The organism is Actinomadura madurae (genome assembly GCF_047130825.1).
Taxonomy (GTDB): Bacteria; Actinomycetota; Actinomycetes; order Streptosporangiales; family Streptosporangiaceae; genus Spirillospora; species Spirillospora madurae.
In genome coordinates, this window is sequence record NZ_CP083237.1 from 5,928,747 (window position 1) to 5,953,763 (window position 25,017).

The window sequence follows — 25,017 nt, forward strand, 5'->3', positions numbered from 1 at the left end:
ACGGGTTTTCGCGGGAGCCGGCTGAGATACTGGCAGGCGATGTATCGACTTCTGTTCACACTGGTCATCGCCCGTGTCCCCGCGGAGACCGTCCACCACCTGACGATCCGCGGGCTCCGCGCGATCCAGGCGGTGCCGGGCGCCGCGCCGCTGCTGCGGCGGCTGCTCGTCCCGCGCGACCCGGCGCTGGCCGTCCGCGCGTTCGGCCTGGACTTCCCGAGCCCGCTCGGCCTCGCCGCCGGGTTCGACAAGGACGCCGTCGCCTACGAGGCGCTCGGCGCGTTCGGGTTCGGCCACGTCGAGATCGGGACGGTGACCGGGCGCCCGCAGCCCGGCAACCCGCGCCCACGGCTGTTCCGCCTCGCCCCCGACCGGGCGGTCGTCAACCGGATGGGGTTCAACAACGAGGGCTCCGAGGCCGCCGCCCGCCGCCTCGCGGGGCGGTCCGCCCGGACGATCGTCGGCGTCAACATCGGCAAGACCAAGGCCGTGCCCGAGGCCTCGGCCGCCGCCGACTACGTGGCGAGCGCCGAGCGGCTGGCGCCGCACGCCGACTACCTCGTCGTCAACGTCAGCTCCCCCAACACCCCCGGCCTGCGCAACCTGCAGGCCGTCGAGCATCTGCGCCCGCTCCTGACCGCGGTCCGCGAGGCCGCCGACCGGTCGTCGCCGCGCCGCGTCCCCCTGCTGGTCAAGATCGCGCCGGACCTGGCGGACGACGACATCGACGCGGTCGCCGACCTCGCCCTCGACCTCGGCCTCGACGGCGTCATCGCGACCAACACCACCGTCGGCCGCGACGCCCTGCTCAGCCCGCCCGCGCTGGTCAAGGAGACCGGCGGGCTGTCCGGCGCGCCGCTGCGGGACCGGTCGCTGGAGGTCCTGCGCCGGCTGCGCGCCCGCACCGGCGGGCGGCTCACGCTGGTCTCGGTCGGCGGCGTCGAGACGGCCGACGACGTGTGGGAGCGCGTCCGCGCGGGCGCGACCCTCGTCCAGGGCTACACCGGCATGATCTACGGTGGCCCGCTCTGGGCGCACCGCGTCAACCGCGACCTGGCCCGCCGCCTCCGCGCCAGCGCGTTCCGCACCCTCACCGAGGCCCGCCGCTAGAGGAAGAAGCCGTCGGCGATGAGTTCCGGCAGGACGGCGTCGGCGTGCGCGCGGACCTCGTCCGGTTCCCTCCCGGTGAGCTGGGCGATGGCGTCGAGGAGCGGGGCGAGGGGCAGGTCGCCGTCGCAGACCCCGGCGAGGCCCGCCTCGACCGTGCCGACGCCGGCGGCGCGGCGGAGCCGGCCGGTCTGCCGGAGGACGATCCGCTCCGGATCCTCGGCGCCGGGCGGTCCGATCTGTTCCTGGACGAGACCGGGCGCCGCCGCCGGCGTCCGTCCACAGCCTGTGGAAAACTCCGCGCCCGCGGCGAGGCCGTCCAGCACCTCGGAGACGTAGGCGCCGACGGGCTCCTCGACCGCGTGCCGCAGCTCCTCGATCCGGACGGCCGGGCGGTCGCTCCGCCGCAACGTGATCCAGCCGAACCCGATCCCGGTGACGCCCTGCCGGTCGAAATGATCGAGCCACGCCTCGTACCGCGCGCGGTATTCGGGAGTGCCCGCCTCGCACGAATCCCGGAGCCACAACTCGGCGTACTCCGCCGGATCCTGGACGTCCCGCTGGACGATCCACGCGTCGCAGCCGTCCACCCACGCCCCGACGCGCTCCTCCCACGGAACCCCGTCGAGGTGCAGCCAGTTGGCCAGGAGCTGGCAATATCCACCGTCGTTCAGGTACCGCGCGGCGTCCTCCACGAGCCGCCGGCAGAAGTCGTCGCCCGGCATGCCCGACTCCCGGTAGGTGAACCGGCGGCCTCCGGACGGCGCCACGACGAACGGCGGATTGGACACGATCAGATCGAACCGGCGCCCCCGGACGGGCTCCAGCAGCGACCCGCGCACGAGCTCGGCGCCCTCCACCCCGGACAGCGCGAAGCTCATCGCGGCCAGTTCGAGAGCGCGCGGATTGACGTCCGTCGCGGTGATGCGCGCGCCCGGAGAGCGGCCCGCCAGATGCACCGCCTGGACGCCGCATCCGGTCCCGAGGTCGAGCACGTTGTCCACAGGCCTGTGGATAACCAGCCGCGCCAGGTTGCCGGACGCGCCGCCCGCACCCACCACGTGATCGTCCGCCGGGACGCCGCCGGACCCGGGCCGCACCTTCAGATCGGACACGGCGTATCCGGCATGCCCGTCCCCGCCGACCGCCTCCAGCGGCTCGACGCGCAGCAGCGCCCGCACCTCCCCGCCGGACCTCTCCGCGAGGCCCGCCGCCACCAGCCCGTCCGTGACGGCTCCCGCCTCCACGGGGACCTGCAGCCAGAACAGCCGTGTCAGCACCTCGACCGGCGACCCGCCGCGCGTCGCGCGCAGCGCCGGCACGATCTCGTCCCGGGCCAGCGCCCCGCCCGCGACGGGGCCGAGGAGCTCCCGCACCCCGGCGACGGTGTAACCGCTCCCCGGCAACAGCTCACGCACACGATGAAGATCAGGCACCCGCCCATCCTCCCCGAGGCGGCTAGCCCTGGGTCAGGTACTCCTGGAAGCCCTTGGCCAAGGATTCGGCGATCCGCTGCCGGAACGAGGCGCTGGAGAGCTTGGCGGCGTCGTCCTTGTTCTGCATGTTGCCGCACTCGATGAAGACCTTCGGGACCGTCGACATGTTGAGGCCGCCGAGGTCGTCGCGGCGATCGATGGCCTTCTCGCCGAGGTAGTTGGAGTAGGCGATGCCGGTGCCGTCGTGGTAGGCGTCCCGCAGCGCCTTGCCGAGCTTGGCGGACCTCGACACCATCTCGGCGTTGCGGCCGATGGAGATCGGCTCGATGATGTGGAAGCCGTGCCCGGACGGGGACGCGCCGTCGGCGTGGACCGACACCGCGGCGTCGGCCTTCATCCTGTTGCCGAGCGCGGCGCGCTCGGTGATGCACGGGCCGACGCCCTTGTCGTCCTTGCGGGTCAGCGCGACCTTGGCGCCGCGGGCGCGCAGGATCTTGGCGAGCCGGTTGGAGACGTCCCAGGTGAAGGCGTGCTCGGCGTAGCCGCCCTTGGTGGCGGTACCGGCCGTGTCGCACTCCTTGCTGCCGTTGCCGATCTTGACCTTCTTGCGGATCTCGGCCGGGTGCGAGGCGTTCCCGCCGTTGTGGCCGGGGTCGATGACGATCACCTTGCCGTCCAGCGACGGCGCCTCGCCGCCCTCCCGCGCGGGCGACCCGCCGCCCCCGGGCGCCGCGCCGGCGGTCGGCGGCGCCGCCTGGCCGGCCCCGCCGGCCGCCCCGGAGGAGCCGCCGCACGCGGTGAGCGCGCCCAGGCACAGCGCGATACCGGCGGCCGCCGGGCCGCCTCGATGGATTCGCACAGGCCGCTTCCTCCGTGACGTCTTCGTTACCGACCCTGACAGTCTGCACGCCGCCGGAGGAACGTCAAACGAACTCCGCGAAACCCGTCCCGTTCAGCGGAGCGGGTCCTCCTTGCCGAGCAGCGCGGCGAGGGCGCGGGCCTCGTCCGCGTCCAGGCCGAGGACGACCCGGGGACGGCCCCACGGGTGGTCGATGGAATGGGCCACGTAGCTGGCGACCGACTCCGACACCTGCTCGGCCAGGCCGCGCGCGTGCCGCCACTCCGACCACGCGCGTTCCAATTCGCTCGCCGCGCGCTGCGCGCACGACACCAGTTCCGGATCACGCACGAGCTGAACCCCCTGGGTGGACACGACTCTCTGGTCCGTCCGGCGGGGTCCCGTCCGGGCGGCCTGCGCCGAGGCCGCCCGGGACCGCCCGCCGGCGATGAGTCCCATTAACCCCCCGCCGGCGGGGCGCGGGCCGGTGAATACGGCAGGTTTGGCCGCCCCCTTACCCGGCGCGTACCCAAGCCATACCGGCGGCGGGCACGCGGTCATGGACCCACGCTGTTCATGGACCCACGTTCATGGACCGGGGCGGGTGGGGTGCTGCGGGAAGCGAGATGAGGCGGGGGGACGTCCTGCGGCGCGCGCGGGCGGTTCACGGGGCGGTGGGAGCGGGCCCCGTCGTCGAGCGGACCACCAGGTGCGGGACCACCAGGTTCTGCCGGGCGGGCCGGGACGGGTCGCCGATGCGCGCGGTGAGCAGCTCGGCGGCCACGCGTCCCATGTCGCGGCGCGGCTGGTCCACGCTCGTGAGGGAGATGTGCCGGATCGCGGCGAGATGGGTGTTGTCGTACCCGACGATCGACAGGTCCTCGGGAACGCGCATGCCGAGCTCGTCGGCGGCCGACAGCGCTCCGGTGGCGACCAGGTCGTTCGGGGCGAAGATCGCGGTCGGGCGGGGGTCGCGGCGCAGCAGCGCGCCCGCGGCCCGGTAGCCCCCGTCCTCGGTGAAGTCGCCGGGCTCGGCGACGATCTCCTCGCCCAGCCCGTGCCGGCGCATCGCCTTCTCGTAGCCGGCGCGGCGGTAGCGGGCGGTGGTGGAGCGGGCGCCCTCGATGTGCGCGATGCGGCGGTGGCCGAGCTCGACGAGGTGGTCGACGGCCAGGCTCGCGCCGAGCTCGTCGTCGTCCACGACGATGTCGACGCCGACGACGTCGCGTTCCCCGACGACCACCACGGGGACGCTGGCCGCGGCCTCCTTGAGCGACTCGGGGACGACGCTTAGCAGGACCAGCCCGTCCACCCGCATCTCCAGGAACGCCTCGACCGCCTCGGCCTCGAACATCGGATCCCAGCGGCCGCTGCCGACGAGCATCCGCAGGCCCTCGCCGTGCAGGGTCTCCTGCAGCCCGTCGAGGAACTCGGCGAAGAACGGGTTGTGCAGGTCGGCGACGATCGCGCCGATCAGCCGGGTGCGCCCCTCGACCAGGCTCCGCGCCACGGCGTTCGGCCGGTAGCCGAGCTCCCGGGCGGCCTGCAGCACGGCCTGCCGGCGCCGCTCGCTCACGTGCGGTGACCCCCGCATCACCAGGGAGACGAGCGACTTCGACACTCCGGCGCGCTCGGCGACGTTGCGGATCGTCGGTTTCGGCGCGGGCACCGCCCTCCCCTCGTCGCGCGGGGCGGGAGAGGGTTCGCTGCGCGGCCGGGGCACCGCGCCCTCTCCCTTCCTGTGGTGCGGGGGATTCGCTTCATCAGCTGACATGGCACTCCGTCCAGGGGGACCTGCAGGACCTGCCGCGACGGCGCACCGGTGAGGGGTTCGGCGCGCCGCCCTCCGCTCGGGAGGAGATGCCATGATGCCGCGCCTTCCCCCCAAATCGTCGCAACAGTGAGTAACGGGCATACGGCAATGGGGGTTCGGGCCTGTGGTGTCCCGGATCACAACGGCGTCCGGGGAGGATCACGACCCGGTGAAGAGCCTGTTCCGCCGCCGCCCGGCGGGGCTCGCGCGGGTCCGGCTCGGATACGCTGCCCAGGTGGGAGATCGTGCGGTGGCCGGTGAGAAGGTGCCGGGTGAGAAGGTGCGGGGCCGGACGGGCGGTGGACGGGGCCGTCGCCGGCTCAGCGTGGACGAGCGTCGGGACGAGCTGATCGAGGCGGCGCTGCAGCTGTTCAGCACGCGCTCACCCGAGGACATCTCGATCGACGACGTCGCGGCCAAGGCGGGCGCCTCGCGCGCGCTGGTCTACCACTACTTCGGCGGCAAGTACGAGCTGTACATCGCGGCCCTCGGCAGCGCCGCGAAGAAGCTGTCGGTGCTGCTGGAGCCGCCCACCGAGGGCAAGCCGCTGGAGCGGCTGCGGATCTCCCTGAAGCGGTACTTCGACTTCGTGGAGAGCCACGCGGCCGGTTACACCGCGCTGCTGCGCGGCGGCCCGGCCGACCGGTCGGGCGAGGCGGGCGAGATCGTCGACGGCATCCGCCAGCTCCTTCTCGACCGCATCCTGCACTCCCTGGACGTCGACGTCCCGCCGCCCGTCCTGCGCATCACGCTGCGCTGCTGGATGGCGACCGTGGAGACCGCCGGGCTGGACTGGCTGGAGAACCGCGACGTGCCCCGCCCCGACCTGGAGCGGCTGCTCGTCGACCAGCTCGTGGTCATCATGCAGGTCGCCGGGCGGCACGACCCCGGCACGGGCGCCCTGTTCGACCGCCTGGCCCAGGAGGAGATGGGCTCCTCCTGAGACGCGCGCGGCAGCGGAGCCCTCTGGGCCTAGTGTCCGCTTGTGGACGCACGAGTCTGAATTGTCCGAAATTTCGCCCAGCTCACCCGGCGTCCGCGATGATCCCGGCGATCGCCGCGCCGTCCTGGATGCCGGGCACCCCCGGGCGTCCGACGTCCAGGACGACGCGATCGGTGCTGGTTACTCCGAGCGCTGCTGCGGGATTCCCGCGAGCAGCGCCCGCACCTCCGCCTCGCGGTAGCGGCGGTGCCCCCCCAGCGTCCGGATGGACGTGAGCTTCCCCGCCTTCGCCCAGCGCGTGACGGTCTTGGGGTCGACGCGGAACATCGTCGCCACCTCCGCCGGCGTCAGCAGGGGCTCGGCCTCTGGCGTACGTGCTGACATGTTTGCGGCCTCTCCTCCGTGGACCGATGACAGCGATCCTGCGGTTGTTCCTCGCGCGGTCACTGATGTCCCCTATGGCCCGAAAGAGCCACTATGACATCACAACGTGTAACCTTGCCACCACTCAGCGCAACAAGCAAGTTCTCGGCGGTAGTTGCGTGCAAACATCCCCGCGGATGCGGGGTGCCGCGGCCGTCCGGTGGTCCCTGGGTCACGCTGCGTGATTCTAGCGACACGTATAGTCGTATCGCGCGCGGATTCGGGAAATTTGTTTTAGTTCGCCGACTCCAGCGACCGGACGGGCCGCCAGCGGGCGAGGAGCCGCTTGTACATCGCGACGGTCAGCTCGGCCTCTCCCCGCTCCATCCCGGTGAGGGCGACCGTCATCTCGGCGACCGACTCGTCCGTGCGGAGGGTCTCGTCGTCCAGCAGATGGACGAGCCCGCCGTAGTCGAGCTCCACGAGCGCGCGCGGGTGGAACTCGCCGAGCCACCGGCCGAGCGTCTCCAGGCGGCCGGCCGACAGGAGGTAGACCTCTCCCGTCCCGTCGCCGAGGTTCTCCCGCACCACCGGGAGCGCGGCGGCCACCCGGCGGCGCGCCTCGCCCATCGAGGTGACGTAGATGAGCGTGCGCGTGGGCGCGGCCGTCGCCGGGCCGTGCCCCGGGTGCTCCTCGGACGTCTCGTCCTGCCGGCGGTACCCGGTGCCCGGCGTGCCGAGCATCAGGCAGCGCTCGCCGCGCGCGAAAGGGACGAACCAGTCCAGCGGGACATGCCAGGTGCTCGTCAGGATGTGCGGGCGCAGGGCCCGGCCCGAGCGCTTCCACTGCTCGAAGTCGCCCATCACCCGCTCCGACAGCGGCGGCGGCACGAACGCCGCCGCGACGCCCGCCGCGTGCTCGTCCCTGAACCGCTCGAAGGCCAGCCAGGAGCGCAGCCGGGTCTCCCACGGGCACACGTAGATCATGTCGTCCAGCCGCCGCACGTAGGCGTCCCTGCTCTCCCGCTCCGGGACGACCTCCGGCGGCGAGGCCGTCAGCCTGAGCGCGGCCTCGCGGTGCTCCACCCCGAGCGCGTGGATCCGCCTCGGACGGCGCCTGGACTCGGCGTAGACCGTCCACAGGGTCCGCGCGGGCTCCGGGAAGGCGGTCACCGGTTCATAAACCCGTAGGTACGCGGCGTACGGAAGCACGACCGCATCGTTACACGAGATTCGGCCGGGCGTGACGCCATCACGCGCCCTAGGCTGATCTTAGAGACAGAGAGGAGGGCACTACCGTGCCTAATGTCTTCGGGGCGCCCCACAAGGGCACCGAACCCCGACACGAGCAGGTCGTCTTCTGCCAGGACGAGGCCAGCGGCCTGCGCGCCATCATCGCGATCTACTCCACCGCGCTCGGCCCGTCCCTGGGAGGCACCCGCTTCTACCCGTACGGCTCCGAGGAGGACGCGCTCGCCGACGTGCTGAACCTGTCCCGCGGCATGGCGTACAAGAACGCCCTGGCCGGGCTCGACCTCGGCGGCGGCAAGGCCGTCATCATCGGCGACCCGCAGGTCGACAAGACCGAGGCGAAGCTGCGCGCGTACGGACGGTTCGTCCAGTCCCTGAACGGCCGGTACTACACCGCGTGCGATGTCGGCACGTTCAGCGAGGACATGGACATCGTGGCGCGCGAGTGCCGCTTCGTCACCGGGCGGACGGTCGCGCACGGCGGTGCGGGCGACTCGTCCATCCTCACCGCGTTCGGCGTGTTCCAGGGAATGCGGGCGGCGGCGGAGACGGCCTGGGGCTCCCCCACCCTTCGCGGGAAGCGCGTCGGCGTCGAGGGTGTCGGGAAGGTCGGCCACCGCCTGGTGGAGCACCTGCGCGAGGACGGCGCGGACGTCGTCATCTGCGACGTGAACGAGGCCGCCGTCGACCGCGTCCGGTCCCTGCACCCGGAGGTGGAGGTCGTCGCGGACGCCGACGCCATGGTCCGCCTGAACCTCGACGTGTACGCGCCCTGCGCGCTCGGCGGGTCCCTGAACGACGACACGGTGCCGGTACTGGGCGCCAAGGTGGTCTGCGGGGCCGCGAACAACCAGCTGGCCCACACCGGCATCGAGAAGCGCCTCGCCGACCGCGACGTCCTGTACGCGCCCGACTACGTGGTGAACTCGGGCGGCGTCATCCAGGTCGCGGACGAGATCGAGGGCTTCAACTTCGAGCGGGCCAAGGCCCGCGCGGCCGGGATCTACGACACCACCCGGAAGATCTTCGCGCTGGCCGCCGACGAGGGCGTCCCGCCGGCGGTGGCCGCGGACCGGCTCGCCGAGCGCCGGATGTCCGAAATCGGGAGACTTCGCGGCATTCTCCTCTGATTGTCCGACCGATGCCGGTCTGAACGGATGCGCTTCCTAGACCTGTTTAGACCGTTGCAAAACCGTTGCGAGGGCCGCCGCGGGCCGGTGTACGACCGTCCCGCGGTGGCCTTGGCAGGTACTCGTGACCACCGGATACACTGTTGTTATCAGCTACAGGGGCGCCGCCACGTACCGTCGATGTACCGAGCCAGGCGCAAAACGGGTACGGTTGTACCCGTGACTGACGCATGGCTCATCAGGCACCGGTTCGTGTGGTACACGCGCGCGTTGATGGGCCCACGAAAGCCCTGACCATCGAGGGGGTCGAGCCAATGGGTCGCGGCCGAGCCAAGGCCAAGCAGGTAAAGGTTGCCCGGCAGCTCAAGTACAACACCGGCAACACGGACCTCGACCGCCTGAAGGACGAACTGGGAGTCAGCGACTCCGGCGACGACTCCTATGACGAGCTCGCCGAGAAGTACGCCGACTACGCCGATGACTACGGCACGGAGACCCGCAAGGACGGCACCTCCGGTTGACCGGCCGACAGTGCGCCACCGCCCGCACGCTGGGCGGTGGCGTTTGTCGTGACCTCCGGATACCGGATGCCCTCCGCGCCGGACGTGCCCCACGCCGTCCGCCGAGCGGACCTCTCGCGCGACTTCGGGGGCTCCCGGTCCCCGTGTGACCTCTGAGGGCCGTGAGGCGTTCAGCGGGCCGCTCAGCCCGTCACACGGGCAGCCCGTCAGGCGAGCACTCCGTGTGCGAGCACCTCGTCAGGCGAGGCGGGCCGTCCCGGTGCCTTCGGTGATCTCGCCGAGCCGCCACGACGGCACGCCGCGCGAGGCCAGCAGCCGCAGCGCGGCGCCGGCGGCGTCCGGTGCGACGATCGCGGCCATCCCGACGCCGAGGTTGAACGTCTTGTCCATCTCGGCTTGAGGCACGTCCCCATGCGCCTGCAGCACGCGGAAGATCGCCGGGACCTCCCAGGAGGAGCGGTCCAGGACGGCGTCCACGGTCGGCGGCAGCGAGCGCGCCAGGTTCGCCGCCAGCCCGCCGCCGGTGATGTGCGCGAACGCGCGCACGCCGCCCTCTCGGGAGAGGGCCAGGCAGTCCTTGGCGTAGATGCGCGTCGGTGTGAGAAGTACCTCACCCAGCGGCCGGTCGAGCTCGGCCGGCCGGGACTCCAGGGTCAGATCCGTCGTCGCCAGGATGTGCCGGACGAGCGAGTACCCGTTCGAGTGGACCCCGGACGACGCCATGGCGATGACCGCGTCGCCCGCCCGGACCCGCTCCGGTCCGAGGACCTCGTCGGCCTCGACGACGCCCGTCCCGGCGCCCGCCAGGTCGAACTCGTCCGGCTCCAGCAGGCCGGGGTGCTCGGCGGTCTCCCCGCCGACGAGAGCGCAGCCGGCCAGGGCGCAGGCGTCCGCGACGCCGCCGACGATGTCGGCGATGCGTTCCGGGACGACCTTCCCGCAGGCGATGTAGTCGGTCATGAACAGCGGTTCCGCGCCGCACACGGCCAGATCGTCGATGACCATGCCGACCAGGTCGTGCCCGATCGTGTCGTAGACGCCGAGGCGCCGGGCCAGGTCGACCTTGGTGCCGACACCGTCCGTGGACGTCGCGAGCAAGGGCCGCTTGTAGCGCAGAAACGCCGACGCGTCGAACAGGCCCGCGAACCCGCTGGCGTCGTCGACGACCTCCGGACGCCGCGCGCGCGCCACCCGGGACTTCATCAGCTCGACGGCGCGCTCGCCCGCCGCGATGTCGACGCCCGCGGCCTCGTAGGAGGCCGTCCGGCGTTCCGTCATCGGGTGACCTCCAGCAGATGCTTGCCGCGGGCGTCCTCGTCCACCGCGATGGGGTACTCGCCGTCGAAGCACGCCCGGCACAGGCGGTCCTTGGCGATGTGCGACGCGGAGATCAGCTCGTCCAGCGAGATGTAGCCGAGGGTGTCGGCGCCGATGGAGTCGCGGATCTCCTCGACCGACAGGTGCCCGGCGATCAGCTCGGCGCGGGTCGCGAAGTCGATGCCGTAGAAGCACGGCCAGGAGACGGGCGGGCTGGAGATGCGCACGTGCACCTCGGCGGCGCCCGCGTCCCGCAGCATCGCCACGATCGCGCGCTGGGTGTTGCCGCGCACGATCGAGTCGTCCACCACGACCAGCCGCTTGCCCTCGATCGCCTCGCGCAGCGGGTTCAGCTTCAGCCGGATGCCGAGCTGGCGGATCGTCTGGGACGGCTGGATGAACGTCCGGCCGACGTAGGAGTTCTTCACCAGCCCCTGGCCGTAGGGGATGCCGGACGCCTCGGCGTAGCCGATCGCGGCCGGGGTGCCCGACTCGGGCGTCGGGATGACCATGTCGGCCTCGACCGGGTGCTCCCGGGCCAGCCGCCGCCCGACCTCGACGCGGGTCGCCTGGACGCTGCGCCCGGCGATCGTGGTGTCGGGCCGCGCGAGGTAGACGTACTCGAACAGGCAGCCCTTCGGCCGCGCCTCGGCGAACCGCTCGGACCGCACGCCGGCGCCGTCGATCGCGACCAGCTCGCCCGGCTCGATCTCCCGGACGAACCGGGCGCCGACGATGTCGAGGCCGGCCGTCTCGGACGCCACCACCCAGCCGCGGTCCTCCAGGGCGCCGAGGACGAGCGGCCGGACGCCCTCGGGGTCGCGGGCGGCGTACAGCGTCCCCTCGTCCATGAAGACCAGGGAGTACGCGCCGCGGGTGGCCGGGAGGATCTCCCGCGCCGCCGCCAGCGGCCCGGCCGTGCCGTCCGGAGCGCCTCCGGTGCCCCTCTTGCCCTGCTCGGCGAGCAGGGCCGTCAGGACCTCGGTGTCGCTCGTGGCGGTCAGCACGCCGGGTTCCAGCCGCGCGGCCAGCTCCGGCGTGTTGATCAGGTTGCCGTTGTGGACGAGGGCCAGCCCGCCCGCGTCCGTCGACCGGAACGTGGGCTGCGCGTTCTCCCACGTTGGCGAGCCCGTCGTGGAGTAGCGGCAGTGGCCGACGGCGATGTGGCCGCGCAGGGTGTTCAGGACCGACTCGTCGAAGACCTGGGCGACGAGGCCCATGTCCTTGAACACGACGATGCGGGAGCCGTCGCTCACGGCGATGCCCGCCGACTCCTGCCCGCGGTGCTGGAGTGCGTAGAGGCCGTAGTAGGTGAGCTTGCTCACTTCGGCCCTGGACGCCTGGTCGGCGGGGACCCAGACGCCGAAGACCCCGCAGGCGTCCTGCGGAGCGCGGTCAGAGGGATCGATGTCGTGGCTCAGACGTCCGTCGCGAAGAGGCACGTTCGCCAGTCTAGATGGCCGGTTCACCTGCTCCGATCGGTGGCATCTCCTTAACGGACCTTTACCCCTGCGAACCATGGGCATCACACGGTGCGGGGGACTCTGAGGACGGACACGTGGAGGAACTGCATGACGCTGCCCGGGTACCGGATGTACTCGCCCCCTGCGCCGCCCAAGAAGAGCACTCTGGCGCGGGCCTCACAGGTCCTCGGAATCGTGGGCCTGGTCGGTCTCGCCGCATGCTTCGCCGGTCTGGTCCCGGCCGTCGTCGGTCTCATCCTGGGCGGGATCTCCCTGGCGCGGCGCGATCCTGATCGGCGACCGGCTCTCGTAGGGGTCGTCTGTTCGGGCCTCGCTCTCGTCATCGGTGCCCTGGCGCTCTCCTGGCTGCTCAGCAAGGCCGCCCAGTGCGGGGACGAGGCGCGGTACCCGGACGACGTGTCACGCCGAGGCTGCGTCGAACGCGAGTTCCCGTTCGCCCAGGCGAACCCCTAACCCGCCGGGTCCGCGAGGGCGCGGACGGCCTCCTCGTCGAGGGCGGAGGCGTACACGCGCAGATCGTCCATGAGACCGCCGAAGCCGGGCTTGGTGGATTCGCGGCCCAGGTAGATGGGGCCGGCCGGTGTGACGACGGCGTGCTCCAGCGGGAGGGCCGCGTCCTGCCGGCCGTCGATGTAGACGTACATCCCGGCGGTGTCCACGACGAACGCCACGTGCGCCCAGTCGCCCACGGTCAGCCTGGCGCGGCTGTCGACGTAGTCCGGGCCCTTGATGGTGAAGAGCTGGACGCGCAGCCTCATCGCGTCCGGGTACAGCCACAGGCCGAGGCCCCGGGCGTCGTTCTCGGCGACCGGCTTGTAGAGGAGGCTCCGCCATTCGCCGGTCGGCTCCTCGGCGACCTGGACGAAGAAGGCCACGCTGAACCCGAAGACCTGGCTGAGGACGAGCTGGGGCGCGGCGGGGATCACCACGCGGTCGTCCCCGCCGAGCGACAGCGCCGCCCCGTCCCGCCCGGGGACGATCCCGGCGGTGCCGCCGAGCTCGGCCGCCGGCGCGGCGCCCGCCGCGACCGCGACCGTGCGGCCGTCCACGGTGTCGGCGTCGAACGTCCAGTGAGCGATCAGCACGGGACCACCTCCGGTAGGGCGCACGCTATGCCCGGAGTGCTGCTCAGTCGAGAGGTATGGGAAGGTACTCCGTCAGGTCCGCGCGCGCGCCGCTCGCCCGGACCCGTCCATCGGCGACCGCGTCCGCCCAGGCCAGCCGGCCGGTGGCCAAGGCGATCCATGTGGCGGCGTCCATCTCCACCACATTCGGTGGCGTACCCCGGGTATGGTGCGGGCCGTCGATGCACTGAACGGCGGCGTGAGGTGGAACCCGCACCTCCACCGATCGTCCGGGTGCCAGCTCGGCCAGCCGGTCGAGCAGGTACCGCACCGCTCCCTTGACGACCGGCCGGGACGGCTCGGCGCCTCCCGCCCCGAGTCCGGCCACGACCGTGTCCAGGGCCGCGCGGCGCAGGTCGCCGGGCTCGTCCGCGCCGGTGTAGGGCGCAAGGCCGAGCGCGGCGCGCTGCTCGTTCAGGACGTCGGGGGAAAGCGGTGTTCGCGGCATCGCGACGACGCTACCGGGTCCGCCGCGGTACCGGCAGGCGGTAGAAAGGACCCCGGTGCCAGGCATGGGGGAGTGGAGTGGACGGGGAGGCCGGGGACGCCGTCCCCGGGGAGACGGAGGTTCGTCAGATGCCCGAGGCGCTGCCCCTGCAGCCGGGTGACCCGCGCAGACTCGGCTCGTACGAGATCGCGGGACGGCTCGGCGTCGGCGAGCAGGGCGCCGTCTTCCTCGGCAGGGACCCGTCCGGCGTGCCCGTCGCCGTGAAGGTCCTGCACGTGCGGCTGAGCGGCGAGCCCGTCGCCCGCGCGCGCTTCGCGGAAGCGTTCACCTCTGCCCGGAAGGTGTCCGGGTTCTACACGGCGGCGATTCTCGACGCCGACGTGGAAGACGACCTTCCCTACGTGGTGAGCGAGTGGGTCGGTGGCCCGACCCTCCAGAGGCTCGTGGACGAGGAGGGCCCGCGCGGCGGCGTCGTCGTCGAGCGCGTGGCCGTCGGCGTGGCGATCGCCCTCGCGGCCGTCCACAGGGCGGGTGCCGTTCATCACAATCTGAAGCCTGGGAACGTTCTTCTCAGCCGGAGCGGGCCCAAGATGGGCGACTTCGGCATCGTGCAGGCCATGGAGGCCGTGAACGTCTCCTTCGGCGGGCACATCACCGAGGACCCGGCCTACCGGTCCCCCGAGCAGCTGAGCGGCACGGGCATCGGCCCCGCGACGGACGTGTTCGCCTGGGCGTCGACGCTCCTGTTCGCCGCCACCGGCCGGCCGCCGTTCGGAGAGGGCTCCCCGTCCGAGGTGATGCAGCGGATCATGTACGACGACGCGGCCCTGTCGGGCGTCCCGATGTCCCTGCGCGACGTGCTGACGAGCGCCCTCGCCAAGGATCCGGCCGAGCGGCCCACCGCGAAGGAGCTTCTCGAAAAGCTGCTGGACGCGAACGGTGCGCTCGTGACCCGCCTGCCGTTCGGGATGGTGGAAGAGGGGCGTGCCGTCATCTCGCCCCCGCGCGCCACCCCTGACGTCCCGTCTCCCGCTGCGTTCCCCTCTGCCCCGAGCACCCCTCCCCCGGCCCCGAGCACGCCTCCAGGGCCGCCTCAGGAGCAGGCGCCGTCCCCGTCCTTCCCCCTGTTCGGGAAGCTCTCGCGCTCCCGGCGCTACGACTCCGAGCCCGGCGACGAGCCGTCCACCGCCGATCTCGACCCGTCCGCCTTCGAGGCGACGGCGACGTTCGGCGCCCTCGGGTCCGAGCCGCGGGCGGAGCCCGGCGGCACGGACCGGACGGCGACGTTCGACGCGGTCGGCGCCGACTCGACGGCCAGGTTCGACGCCGTCGACCCGCGGGACGACGCCAACACGACCGAGCCGCCCCCGAATCTGATCCCGGGGCTGGGCCACGGCCGCGAGGGCGGCGGGCACCGCTCCCCGTCGACGTCGTCCTTCGTGCGGATGCGGCGTCCCGGCAACCACGTCCTCGGCCTGGCGCTGTCGCTGGTCATCGGGGTCAGCGTCGGGATCGCCATCATCGCGCTGGTGCTGTGGCCGCAGCTCAAGAGCGACGACGGGTCGCCGCCGGACAGCACGAACTCGTCCAACAACCGCCCGGTGACGACGATCCCGGCCTCGTTCGCGGGGACGTGGAAGGGGACGCTGGTCAACACCAACCGCAACGCCTCCTTCCCCGTGGAGATCACGTTCGAGGCCGGCGGGACGACCGGACGCGCCGTGTACCCGCGGGAGAGGTGCAACGGCACCCTGCGGATGACCAGGGGCACGGAGAGCGCGCTGAAGATGAACCTGGACATCGGCAAGCCGTGCACGTCCGGGATCGTCCAGATCACGCGGCAGCCGGACGGGACGCTGCAGTACACGTGGAGCAAGCCGGGGACGGCCCTCGCCTACGGGGGCCGCCTGCGCCGCGGCTGATCCGCCGAGCCGTCCGATTTTTCATCTAATTTCAGGACAGTTCCGCTAAGGTTCCCCTCGATCGAGACCATCGATCATGTGAGGGCCCGCGCCGCGGTCCCCCCGGCAGAAGGAGAAGCCTTGCGGGCTGTCCACCGAAGGCTGCTGCTCGTCGGCACGGTCGCGACCTGCCTCGGCGCCGCCGCGACCTTCCCGGTGCTCGCCGACGACTCCGCCTCCCTCGTGAGGGTGACGGCGGCGGAAGGCACCCCGGTCCCCGGCCAGTACATCGTCACGCTGAAGTCCGGGGCGTCCCCCGACGCCGCGGCCAAGAAGGTCAGGGCCGCCGGAGTCAAGCGCTTCGACGGCGTCCTGAACGGGTTCTCCGCCCGGCTGAACCAGGACCAGCTCACCCAGCTGCGCCGGGACGGCCGCGTCGCCGCGATCGAGCAGGACCAGGTCGTCTCGGCCAGCACGACCCAGCGCGCGCCGCTCCCCTGGGGGCTCGACCGCATCGACCAGCGGTCCGCGAAGCTCTCGAAGAGCTACTACTACAAATCCTCCGGAAGCGGCGTCAACGCCTACGTCATCGACACGGGCCTGGACGTCGGGCACAAGGACTTCGGGGGCCGCGCCTCGGTCGCCTGGGCCGCGAGCAGGTTCGGCGGCGACGGACGGGACTGCAACGGCCACGGCACCCACGTCGCGGGCATCATCGGCGCCAAGACCTACGGCGCCGCCAAGTCCGTCAAGCTGCGCGCCCTGCGCGTCCTGGACTGCAAGGGCGAGGGCTCGATGTCGGACGTGGTCGCCGCCGTCAACTGGCTGCGCACCCACGCCGCCAAGCCCGCCGTCGCGAACCTGTCCCTCGGCGGGCCGAAGTCCGCGGCGCTGAACACCGCGGTGATGAACCTGTCCAAGTCCGGCGTGTTCGTGTCCGTCGCCGCGGGCAACGACAACGCCGACGCCTGCAAGTTCTCGCCGTCCGGCGCGGGATGGGTCATGACCGTCGGCGCGACCACCAAGTACGACAACCGCGCCGCGTTCTCCAACTGGGGCAAGTGCGTCGACATCAACGCACCCGGTTACGGCATCTACTCCACCTGGCCCGGCGGCGGCCACAAGGGCCTCAGCGGCACGTCCATGGCGGCCCCCTACGTCAGCGGCGTCGCCGCCCTCTACCTGTCCACCCACAAGAAGGCCACCTTCCCGCAGGTGCAGAAGTGGCTGAACGACAACTCGACACACACACTCAAGAGGCTGAAGCAACAGGCGAACCGGCTCGTCTACAAGGGCAAGCTGTGAGTCCTGTCACGTAAGATGGCCCGGCTCCCAGCAAAGGAGCCGGGCATCTCGCGCTTCGCGCCGTCCCACGCACGCCAGGGGTTTACTCTTGGCGAGGCAAAGACGGTTCTTTAACGTCCATTGACCCTTTGGCCATGACGAGAGGAGAACACGTGGAGACCCCCGCCTCCACCCGTCGGCCCACCGATCGCCGCCGGGGCGGACGACGCGCCGCTGCGGCTCTCGTGGCCGTCGCCGCCGCGCTGCCCCTGCTCGGCACGGCGACGCCGTCGGCCGGCGCCGCGCCTGCGTCCCTGCCCCTCGACCCGGGCGACAGCAGCAAGTTCGCCAAGCTGAACCGTCAGATCGAGCAGCTCGACAAGGAGTACGGCGGCGACCTCGCCAAGCTGAAGGACGCCGAGTACGCCGCCAGGAAGGCGCTGGACAAGTCCAACGACCTCCAGCGCGACCTCCAGGAGGCCCGCGGCCTCGTCGCGCAGCTCGCCGCGAACCAGTACATGACCAACGGCGAGGACCCGACCGTCACGTTCCTGGCCGACGCGAACCCGTCCGACCTCCTCAGCAACGCCACCCTGGTCAGCCACCTCGCCCAGAACAAGGCCGCGAAGGTCGCCCAGATCCAGAAGCTCGTCGACGCCCAGCTCCAGGCCCGCAAGCAGGCCCAGCAGAAGATGACGGACCTCAAAAAGGAGATCAAGGACCTGAAGAGCCGCAAGGCGAAGATCCAGGCCCTGGTCAAGAAGTACAAGCCGGAGTCGCCGAGCACCGGCTTGGGCGGCGTCACCCCCCGCATGCTCAAGGTCAAGAACACCATCGACCTGGAGGCGGGCCCCTTCCCCACGATCGGCTGCGTCCGGCAGACCGGCGACCCCCAGGACCACGGCACCGGCCACGCCTGCGACTTCATGGTCACCACCGGCGGCGTCATGGCGGGCGGCAGCGCCAAGACCCAGGGCGACCGCGCGGCCGAGTACGCCATCTCCCACGCGAGCGCCCTCGGCATCAAGTACGTCATCTGGCGCCAGCGCATCTACGACATGCGCAGCCCCGGCTGGCGCACGATGGAGAACCGAGGCGGCGTGACCGCCAACCACTACGACCACGTCCACATCTCGGTCTTCTAGAGGTGAAGGCCCTCCGACCAGGGCCGCACCTCACGAGATCTCCCGAGAGGGCACATCCAGGGCACTCGCCCCCGGAATCGTTCCCCAGGTCTCATCGATCGCCTTGCGCATCCTGTCCCGGCTGGACGGCATGAGATGGGTGTAGGTCCGCAGAGTGAACCCGGGGTCAGCGTGCCCAAGGAACTCGGCCAGCGCCCGAATGTCCACGCCACGCTCCAGCAGGACGCTCGCGAAGTGATGCCGCAGCGCGTGGAACCCGTTGTCCCGAGTTGCCGGAACATCGGCGCGCACGAGGGCCGGTTTCCAGACGAAGCGGTTCCATTCCGTCCGATGGATGGGCGTCCCCTGCCGAGTCGTGAAGATCAGACGAGCCGTGACCGGGTCACCGTCCGGCGTCTTCCATGGCAGGGTCACCGGCACCGGCGGGTAGTTGTCCGACTGCATGTGCTCGGCCAGGAGCAGCCGCAGCGAGTCCGGTAGCGGGATGTCGCGTTCCTTGCCGCCCTTGGGCAGAGCGAACACCTTGCGCCGGCCTTTGAAGATTTTGATCTGTCGCCGGATGTGCACGACCCCGCGGATGAAGTCGACATCTTCCTCGGCCAGGCCGAACGCCTCACCTTGCCGAATTCCGAGGCGAGAACCAACGGCCACCATCACCGCGTATCGCTCGGTAATGGCCTGCCCGACCGCCGCCACCCGTTCGACAGACCACGGTTCGAACTTTCGCCCGTCCCGCTTGGGCGCACGCACCGACGAGGCCCGGCACGGATTCTTGATGATCACGCCGTCATCTATGGCCGCGTTGAAGACCGTGGACACGTGCGCGAGGATCACGCGGACGTAGTTCGGCGCGATCACCTGCTGACGTCCCCGCAGCCACGCCTGCATCAGGGACGGCCGCTTGGACAGCACGCCGAGTTGCTTGTCTCCGAGGTCGGGGTAGACGTGTAGGCGTAGCCGCTGCTCGATGGCGTCGCGGGTCCCCTCGTCGAAGGTCTGGGCCGCAAGCCACTCCCCGGCGTACTCGCGGAACGTGACCTTCCCGGCATTCGGGTCGACGTACATCCCGGCGTCGAGGTCAGCTTTGATCTTCGCGTCGAACGCGTCAGCGCACGTGTTCGGGTCCTTGCCCGCCTTCTTCGCAAAGTTGCGCTTGCACTGCTTGCCGTTCTCGTCACGCCACCGGACTTGCCAGCGGTCCCCCTTGCCGTGATCGACGCTGGGGAACTGCTTGTGTTCACGGCATGGGAACAGCGGTCGGCCCTGCTCGTCCTTGCGAGGCTTGGCCGTGTGCCAACGGTCGTACACGGCCATTACGCAGCCTCCTGCTGTTGCCGGAACCAGTCGAGGACATCAGCGGGCAGGTAGCGGAGATGCCGCCCTACCTTGGCCGCTTTGGGGCCGGTGCCCAGGTAGCGCCACTGATGGAGGGTGGCCACCGGTACGCCCAGGAAGCGAGACACCTCCTGTGGAGTCCACGTCCGATCGACCGGCAGGTTCAGCACCTCGGCATCTGACGTCCTGCTCACGCTGCCTCCGGAGTTGCCGAAAGTTCTGGGGTGGGGTGGTGGGTTGCGGCGTCGAGCTGGCGGCGCCGTTGGATGCGTTCGTTGATCAGGAGCAGAAGCCGTTGGTCTGTGGGCTTGACGTCGGGGTCGCCGGGTCCGGCGCGTTCCCAGACGTGGACGGCGTTCGGGTCGACCGGGTTGAGCACGGGTACTCCGGCCTCAGCGAGCCGCGCCAGAACCCACGCCTTGCGGTCGGCCTTGTGATCGGCCAGCGTCTTGCCCGACCACCTACGCGAGACCAGGACGCGGCGACCGCCGTAGCCGAGGTGTTCGCGTCGGTGTGCCTTGCCCTTGCAGTAGCCGGGCGTGAGGCCCTTGCGGGGGTTCTTGGGTTGAACGCCGTAGCGCAGCCAGTTCGCGCAGGTGGGCGAGCACGGTTCGTAGCGGAGGGTCTCGGCCATCCGGTCGACGTGTTCACGCTGCGCGCCAGTTTCGGCGGTGTGGCATTCGGCGACGCCCTTGACCAGGTACTTGGTCAGGTAGCCGATCAGCTTGCGCGACTCGGGCGAGTCCGGCATGACGCCCTGGGCGTCGATCTGCCGACCGAACTTCACCACGTGCAGCGGATCGGCGTCATCGTCCTGGCCGAGGGCGTCCAACGCCTCATCCCAGGTCGGAAGTACCTCACCGGTAGCCGGGTCGAGGTAGCCGCCGCCGTTCTCGCCCGCCACGTCGTCCCAGACCGGCAGGTGGTCACTCTCGAAGACGACACGGTCGGTCGAGGGCCACCACACCTGGTGATAGGTGGCCGCCACCACCTGCCGCAGCTCAGCCCGCGAAATCGTGCCGCGAATGGCCATGTGCAGGTGGGGCGCGAGACGGCGTTGCGGTTCGACGGTGGCAAAGTACTGGACGTCGTAGCCGACGAACCGGCGCAGGTTCTGCACGAACCGGTCCACCAGCTTGGAGAAGTGCAGGGCATCCCGTGCGGCCCGCGGGTAGTCGTAGGTGTCCGGGTCGACCGGGGTTCCGTCCGAGCGCACCCGCCCGTAGGAGTCCAGCGTCAGGGTCAGGAAGATCGACGGCCGGAACGTCTTTCCATCCTTGCCGCGGAACACCTTGCCGACCGTGCGCGAGTCGACCGGCCGCCGAGGAAGGTCCGGCGCATCCTGCCGCCGCCGGGTCGACCGGGTGCGCCGGCCCCTGGTCTGCTCACCGGTCTTGAGCGAGCCGCGCACGCCGGTGCGTTCGAGTTCGTTGTCGAGGTCACGCACCACCGCATCCCAGAACTCTGGCCCTTCCCCGTCCGCTGTGCCGTCCTGGGATGCGCGGTCACGGGCCGCCGCCGCTTGCGCCCGCAGTTGCATCCATGCGTGTTGCTCGGCATCGGGGTCGGCGCGGGTGATGACGGGTTCGGTGTCCAGGTGCCAGCCCTGGGAGCACTGCACGGCCCGCAGTTTGCGCTTGCGTTCGGCGCACGACGGGCACACCGAGGCCAGCGTGTGATTACACGGGACGTACACCATTTCGGCCGTGCCGGTGTGCAGGTCGACGCGCCGCATGGGCACCGGCCGGATACAGACGCCGTGTTCGACCGCGACCGCTTCCAGCACGCCCCGTGCCAGCGGAGCCAGCGACTTGACCACCGCGCCCGTCTGCGAGCCCTCAGCGGCCGATGTCGACTCCTCGGAGGGTGCGATAGACGCCGATCCGTCGAGGGTCAGTTGTGTCACGCCGCCTCCACGTCCGGGAAGCCCAGCGCGACCATGGCCCGAATGTCGTCATCGGAGACGTAGGCGGCCCGGACCCGCACCGGGTCGGGGGTGGTCTCCAGCCGGACGAACCCGGCTCCCGCGCCGATCTCGGGGATGGAGGAGATCTGATCGGCCAGGGCGCCACGGTCGCGGGCACCGTCGCCGAGCACCATGTCGACCTGTTCATCCTCGTCCAGCCGCAGGGCGATGCGGTCGGGGAACAGGTTGCGCAGGTTGTTGACCTCTTTGCGGGCGTCCTGCTGTGCCCCGATCACGCAGTACCCCACCGACCGGCCCTGTGAGGTGAGCACGGCCAGCGCGGACTCGGCCCGCTTGCGGAGGTCGCGTTCGGGGCAGTAGGCGGTCAGGAACGCCAGCTCATCCACCACGATCACCCGGAACGGGAACTCATGGCTGGGCGTGAACGACCGCGTCACCCCCGCGAACCGTTCCGCGCGGGCGTTCATGTCCTCGGCCGCCGCCTCCAGCAGATCGACCATGCCGCCCTTGGGATCGGAGGAGTAGCGCCCGTACCGTTCGAACAGCGCCCGCCCAAACGACAGCTCCATGCGTTTGGGGTCGACGGCCCACACCTCCACCAGCCCGCCGAGCATGAGCGGGAGGAGTGCGCGGATGGTGGACCAGATGACCGAGCCCTTGCCGGCTCCTGTGGCGCCCGCGATCAGCACGTGGGTTCCGAGGAGCCGCAGCCGCCAGGGTGAGCCGTCCTCGGTCCGTCCGATCTCCAGGCCGGACAGGTCGACCTCGGACGGGTCGGGGACGGGGAGTGCGGGGATGGGGACGGCGAGGGCGTCTTTGCGGACGCACTCCAGCCAGATCCGTCCCGGACGGTCCCCGTCGCGGACGCGGACGAGGGTTGCGCCGAAGCCGTGCGCGAGGTTGACCGCGACCCGTTCCCACGCGTCCGGAGCCTGCCCCTTGAGCATCTTCACCAAGACGCGGTCAGACGTCGGACCGCAGCGAACGCGGACCAGGGAGGGCAGATACTCCCGTCCCTTGTGGACCTTGGTCAGTCCGGCGGTGACCAGGACGGGTTGCCAGTGCCGCCGGTACACGAAGATGAGCCGCCACCGGGCACGGGCCGGACGAGCGACCCAGCGGACCAAGGACGGACGGTCCACCCCCGCCCACACACCCAGCGCTACGGCGACGAGGGCCAGGACCAGGACGGGGACCGTCCATCCGAACCGGACGCCGAGCCAGGCCAGGCCGGACAGGACGGTGACGGGGACGATGTTGCGGGCCAGGAAGACGAGCGTGCGGACCAGGACGCGGACGGCGTTGACGATCAGCACGAGCCCTTCGGGCATGTGCCACACCGGAGGCGCCCACTTGGGGGCGGCGAACGGGTCGCGTTGGGCTTCTACGGCGACGTTGTCGCCGGGACGGAGCTTGCGGAACTCCCATGCCATGATGGATGACCTCTTCTTTTGGGTGTTTGAGGGGAGAGGAAAAGCGGGGCGGCCGGAGGTACCAGCTCCAGCCGCCCCACCTACATCACGCCGCCGCGTTCTCGGCGGACCCGGAGGACTCGGCGGACCCGGGTGACTCGGGGGACTCGGCCGTGAAGCCGTAGAGGGCGTGGAGCCGCTCCACCTCGGCCGTGAACCGGGTGACGACCTCCAGCAGCCGCCGCGCGTTCTGCAGGTCGCCCTCCTCCAGACCACGTCCCCGGTTGGACAGTGCCAGCGACAGGCCCGGCGTGGAGACCGTCAGAATCGGCGCGGTCGGCGGGTTGTCGGGGTAGATGTGGCAGTCAAAGCGCGTGTCCGCGCCGAAGTGGACGCCCAGCGAGCCGTATCCGTCCTTCACGCCGCCACCCCCTTACGGGAGGACCGGCCCGACGAGGACCGCCCCGACGAGGGACGGCGGTCGGAACGAAACAGCCGTTCGACCTCCACCGCGTACGCCGTCGCCTGCTCGGCCAGCGCCCGCGCGAACTCCACGTCCCCGGCGCCCAGCCGTTCGGGAAGGGTGAGGGTGACCAGCACCCGACCCGCCGACACGGTGAACAGCGGCGTACGCGCCCGGAACGGCTTGAACTCCACCGACGCACCGGCATCGATCGGCAGCGACAGCGCCGACATGCGCCCGCCCGCCATCACGCCGCATCCTTCGCCGCGTTGTCCTTGCCCGCCGTCCGGCCCGCGCCCTTGAAGTTGGCCGGACGCACCGCCGCCGCCTTCAGCGAGTACGCCAGACGGCCCGTGCCGCTGTTGACGTAGGGCGTCACCGCCAGCCCGTCGAACTCCACCGGCACGAACGGGAACCCCGACGGAGCCTCCGGAACCAGCGGCTGCACCGGCCCGGCCAGCTTGACCTTGAACGTGCCCTTGGACTCCGGGTCGGCGTCCAGGACCTCCACGGCCCAGACGAGTTCGCCGGTGTCCTTGTCCCGCGCCTGCACGAAGTTCTCCCGGGTCGACCGGTCGAAGTCCCGCACCGGCTCCACCCCGCCCTTGACGAACGCGCCGAACGGGAACACATCCCCGAACGCGACCTTGAACGGACCCTGCACTGCCACTGTGATCACATCCCGTCCGGTCAACTGTCTGTCAGTTGACCTATCAAGTGTGATCGTACCCAGCTTGGTCTATCAAGTAACTAACCGGCGTGTGGCCGGATGCGGTCACGCCAGCGGGTAGGCGTCTTCCAGCTCATGCAGGTCAGCAGGCATGACCGTGTCGACCACGAGCAGCGGACGGCCAGCAGCGTCCCGAGCCGTCGCGTACACGACGAGGACCGGCGTCCCGTCACGCATGGACAGCAGGCCCGCTTCCTCCTCAGTCGGCATCCTCGCGACGATGTGCTCGATGATGTGATCGAACTTCACGCCCTTGCGAGATTCCAGATGTTCCCGCACACCCTGTCCCAGGGGCACACCGCTGGTCAGGTTCGTTCCCTCCGCCAGGTCCAGGGGCAGCCACAGGGAGAGGAGTTCAGACGGCGCACCGTCAGCCGTCAGCAGTCGCCGGCGAAGGAACGCCTTGCCGGACGAGTCGAGACCAAGGAGCGTCCGGACGCGGTTCGGAGCATCCACCACCCCCGAGGCCAGCAACTCACCAGGGATGGCCGCTTCCGAGCCAGCCAACCGAACCTGACCCGCCCGCGCGCTCTCCAGGGAGGCCAGGGCAGGACGGCCGCGGACGAACCGGCCCTTGCCCTGCCGGGAGTCGATCCAGCCTTGATCGCGGAGCACCCGCAGGGCCGCGACCACGGTCGGGCGGCTGACGCTGAACTCTTCGATGAGCTGGTGTTCACTGGGCATCGCCGAGCCGGGCGCGTACTGTCCTGCTTCGATGCGCCGTTGAAGCTCCGTGACGAGCTGGGCGTACTTCGGCGGCACGGATTCAAGGCTCATCTCGACCGTCCATCATCCGACAGGTTGTCTTACCAGGTCGGGCCTAACCTACGCCCAACCCGCCCCGGCTGTCACGACTACCGGACACCACGAGGCCCGACTACGCCGCCAGGCACAGCCGACCCGAGCACCTCAGCCATCCTGTCCGCGAGCTGCATAGGCGTCATCGCTTCAACGAGCATCCACCGAGTAGAACCGGGCACCACGGCCCACCACCGGAAGGTGTGCTGCCCGAACCAGACCGAAGCCCCCGGGAACCGGCGTTCCA

Annotated in this window: 26 protein-coding genes; 8 read left to right on the forward strand and 18 right to left on the reverse strand. The window is 70.9% G+C overall.

What is annotated here, in order from left to right:
- Window positions 1–39 precede the first annotated feature (39 nt).
- A complete protein-coding gene (locus K8Z49_RS26855) occupies window positions 40–1,110 on the forward strand; it encodes a quinone-dependent dihydroorotate dehydrogenase (protein ID WP_075024070.1) in 1,071 nt (356 codons plus the stop codon).
- Here the strand turns inward: K8Z49_RS26855 and K8Z49_RS26860 are convergent.
- From K8Z49_RS26860 to K8Z49_RS26875, 4 genes are all read right to left on the reverse strand, one after another.
- Window positions 1,107–2,525 (reverse strand): DUF7059 domain-containing protein, encoded by a 1,419-nt coding sequence (locus tag K8Z49_RS26860; RefSeq protein ID WP_412515526.1) that lies wholly within the window; start codon window positions 2,523–2,525, stop codon window positions 1,107–1,109. The two genes, K8Z49_RS26855 and K8Z49_RS26860, sit on opposite strands and share 4 nt — an antisense overlap.
- A gap of 40 nt (window positions 2,526–2,565) precedes the next feature.
- Entirely contained in the window at window positions 2,566–3,402 is an 837-nt protein-coding gene (locus K8Z49_RS26865; RefSeq protein WP_024934224.1) for an N-acetylmuramoyl-L-alanine amidase, read from the reverse strand.
- 93 nt (window positions 3,403–3,495) lie between these two features.
- Window positions 3,496–3,732 (reverse strand): hypothetical protein, encoded by a 237-nt coding sequence (locus tag K8Z49_RS26870; protein WP_024934223.1) that lies wholly within the window; start codon window positions 3,730–3,732, stop codon window positions 3,496–3,498.
- 313 nt (window positions 3,733–4,045) lie between these two features.
- On the reverse strand, window positions 4,046–5,050 hold the full coding sequence (locus K8Z49_RS26875; RefSeq protein WP_021596072.1) for a LacI family DNA-binding transcriptional regulator: 1,005 nt from the start codon (window positions 5,048–5,050) through the stop codon (window positions 4,046–4,048).
- Window positions 5,051–5,363: 313 nt separating this feature from the next.
- Between K8Z49_RS26875 and K8Z49_RS26880 the strand changes: the two genes are divergently transcribed.
- Complete coding sequence (locus tag K8Z49_RS26880; RefSeq protein WP_244938507.1) at window positions 5,364–6,137, forward strand: TetR/AcrR family transcriptional regulator; 774 nt, start codon at window positions 5,364–5,366, stop codon at window positions 6,135–6,137.
- A 180-nt stretch (window positions 6,138–6,317) separates the two neighbouring features.
- Here the strand turns inward: K8Z49_RS26880 and bldC are convergent, their stop codons facing one another.
- Together bldC and K8Z49_RS26890 are read right to left on the reverse strand one after the other, a co-directional pair.
- A complete protein-coding gene (bldC, locus tag K8Z49_RS26885) occupies window positions 6,318–6,521 on the reverse strand; it encodes a developmental transcriptional regulator BldC (protein WP_012850682.1) in 204 nt (67 codons plus the stop codon).
- 273 nt (window positions 6,522–6,794) lie between these two features.
- The gene (locus tag K8Z49_RS26890) at window positions 6,795–7,673 is read right to left on the reverse strand and encodes a hypothetical protein (RefSeq protein ID WP_021596069.1); all 879 of its coding nucleotides are present in this window, start codon (window positions 7,671–7,673) and stop codon (window positions 6,795–6,797) included.
- Window positions 7,674–7,798: 125 nt separating this feature from the next.
- Here K8Z49_RS26890 and K8Z49_RS26895 point away from each other — a divergent pair, with 125 nt between their 5' ends.
- Together K8Z49_RS26895 and K8Z49_RS26900 are read left to right on the forward strand one after the other, a co-directional pair.
- Window positions 7,799–8,881: a Leu/Phe/Val dehydrogenase gene (locus K8Z49_RS26895; RefSeq protein ID WP_111830759.1), complete on the forward strand. Its 1,083-nt coding sequence runs from the start codon at window positions 7,799–7,801 to the stop codon at window positions 8,879–8,881.
- A gap of 314 nt (window positions 8,882–9,195) precedes the next feature.
- A complete protein-coding gene (locus K8Z49_RS26900; protein ID WP_021596067.1) occupies window positions 9,196–9,402 on the forward strand; it encodes a DUF3073 domain-containing protein in 207 nt (68 codons plus the stop codon).
- Window positions 9,403–9,639: 237 nt separating this feature from the next.
- Here K8Z49_RS26900 and purM read toward each other — a convergent pair whose 3' ends face one another.
- Entirely contained in the window at window positions 9,640–10,680 is a 1,041-nt protein-coding gene (purM, locus tag K8Z49_RS26905) for a phosphoribosylformylglycinamidine cyclo-ligase (protein WP_111830760.1), read from the reverse strand.
- Window positions 10,677–12,161 (reverse strand): amidophosphoribosyltransferase, encoded by a 1,485-nt coding sequence (gene purF, locus K8Z49_RS26910; protein WP_412515528.1) that lies wholly within the window; start codon window positions 12,159–12,161, stop codon window positions 10,677–10,679. Before purF ends, purM begins: the two co-directional genes overlap by 4 nt.
- A gap of 129 nt (window positions 12,162–12,290) precedes the next feature.
- Between purF and K8Z49_RS26915 the strand changes: the two genes are divergently transcribed.
- Window positions 12,291–12,656, forward strand: coding sequence for a hypothetical protein (locus tag K8Z49_RS26915; RefSeq protein ID WP_024934221.1), 366 nt, complete (start codon window positions 12,291–12,293; stop codon window positions 12,654–12,656).
- Here the strand turns inward: K8Z49_RS26915 and K8Z49_RS26920 are convergent.
- On the reverse strand, window positions 12,653–13,288 hold the full coding sequence (locus tag K8Z49_RS26920; RefSeq protein ID WP_412515529.1) for a LamG domain-containing protein: 636 nt from the start codon (window positions 13,286–13,288) through the stop codon (window positions 12,653–12,655). The genes K8Z49_RS26915 and K8Z49_RS26920 overlap by 4 nt on opposite strands.
- Before the next feature lie 43 nt (window positions 13,289–13,331).
- The gene (locus K8Z49_RS26925; RefSeq protein ID WP_021596061.1) at window positions 13,332–13,775 is read right to left on the reverse strand and encodes a sterol carrier family protein; all 444 of its coding nucleotides are present in this window, start codon (window positions 13,773–13,775) and stop codon (window positions 13,332–13,334) included.
- 128 nt (window positions 13,776–13,903) lie between these two features.
- Here K8Z49_RS26925 and K8Z49_RS26930 point away from each other — a divergent pair, with 128 nt between their 5' ends.
- From K8Z49_RS26930 to K8Z49_RS26940, 3 genes are all read left to right on the forward strand, one after another.
- A complete protein-coding gene (locus K8Z49_RS26930) occupies window positions 13,904–15,697 on the forward strand; it encodes a serine/threonine protein kinase (RefSeq protein ID WP_024934220.1) in 1,794 nt (597 codons plus the stop codon).
- A 120-nt stretch (window positions 15,698–15,817) separates the two neighbouring features.
- On the forward strand, window positions 15,818–16,981 hold the full coding sequence (locus K8Z49_RS26935) for a S8 family peptidase (RefSeq protein WP_021596059.1): 1,164 nt from the start codon (window positions 15,818–15,820) through the stop codon (window positions 16,979–16,981).
- A gap of 134 nt (window positions 16,982–17,115) precedes the next feature.
- Window positions 17,116–18,105: a coiled-coil domain-containing protein gene (locus K8Z49_RS26940; protein ID WP_235206294.1), complete on the forward strand. Its 990-nt coding sequence runs from the start codon at window positions 17,116–17,118 to the stop codon at window positions 18,103–18,105.
- Window positions 18,106–18,135: 30 nt separating this feature from the next.
- On the opposite strand, the gene K8Z49_RS26945 is transcribed toward K8Z49_RS26940, so the two are convergent.
- The 8 genes from K8Z49_RS26945 to K8Z49_RS26980 form a co-directional block, all read right to left on the reverse strand.
- Window positions 18,136–19,419: a tyrosine-type recombinase/integrase gene (locus tag K8Z49_RS26945; protein WP_412515530.1), complete on the reverse strand. Its 1,284-nt coding sequence runs from the start codon at window positions 19,417–19,419 to the stop codon at window positions 18,136–18,138.
- Window positions 19,419–19,634: a helix-turn-helix transcriptional regulator gene (locus K8Z49_RS26950; protein WP_412515531.1), complete on the reverse strand. Its 216-nt coding sequence runs from the start codon at window positions 19,632–19,634 to the stop codon at window positions 19,419–19,421. Before K8Z49_RS26950 ends, K8Z49_RS26945 begins: the two co-directional genes overlap by 1 nt.
- A complete protein-coding gene (locus K8Z49_RS26955) occupies window positions 19,631–21,259 on the reverse strand; it encodes a replication initiator (RefSeq protein WP_412521176.1) in 1,629 nt (542 codons plus the stop codon). Before K8Z49_RS26955 ends, K8Z49_RS26950 begins: the two co-directional genes overlap by 4 nt.
- An 83-nt stretch (window positions 21,260–21,342) precedes the next feature.
- Window positions 21,343–22,800 (reverse strand): FtsK/SpoIIIE domain-containing protein, encoded by a 1,458-nt coding sequence (locus K8Z49_RS26960; protein WP_412515532.1) that lies wholly within the window; start codon window positions 22,798–22,800, stop codon window positions 21,343–21,345.
- 85 nt (window positions 22,801–22,885) lie between these two features.
- On the reverse strand, window positions 22,886–23,200 hold the full coding sequence (locus K8Z49_RS26965; protein WP_412515533.1) for a hypothetical protein: 315 nt from the start codon (window positions 23,198–23,200) through the stop codon (window positions 22,886–22,888).
- Window positions 23,197–23,490 carry a hypothetical protein gene (locus K8Z49_RS26970; RefSeq protein WP_412515534.1) on the reverse strand — a complete coding sequence of 98 codons (294 nt, stop codon included), beginning with the start codon at window positions 23,488–23,490 and terminating at the stop codon, window positions 23,197–23,199. Before K8Z49_RS26970 ends, K8Z49_RS26965 begins: the two co-directional genes overlap by 4 nt.
- Window positions 23,490–23,912, reverse strand: a complete 423-nt coding sequence (locus K8Z49_RS26975) for a plasmid replication, integration and excision activator (RefSeq protein ID WP_412515535.1) — start codon at window positions 23,910–23,912, stop codon at window positions 23,490–23,492. The genes K8Z49_RS26970 and K8Z49_RS26975 overlap by 1 nt, the downstream gene beginning before the upstream one ends.
- A gap of 105 nt (window positions 23,913–24,017) precedes the next feature.
- Complete coding sequence (locus K8Z49_RS26980; RefSeq protein ID WP_412515536.1) at window positions 24,018–24,749, reverse strand: GntR family transcriptional regulator; 732 nt, start codon at window positions 24,747–24,749, stop codon at window positions 24,018–24,020.
- Between the last annotated feature and the right edge of the window lie 268 nt (window positions 24,750–25,017).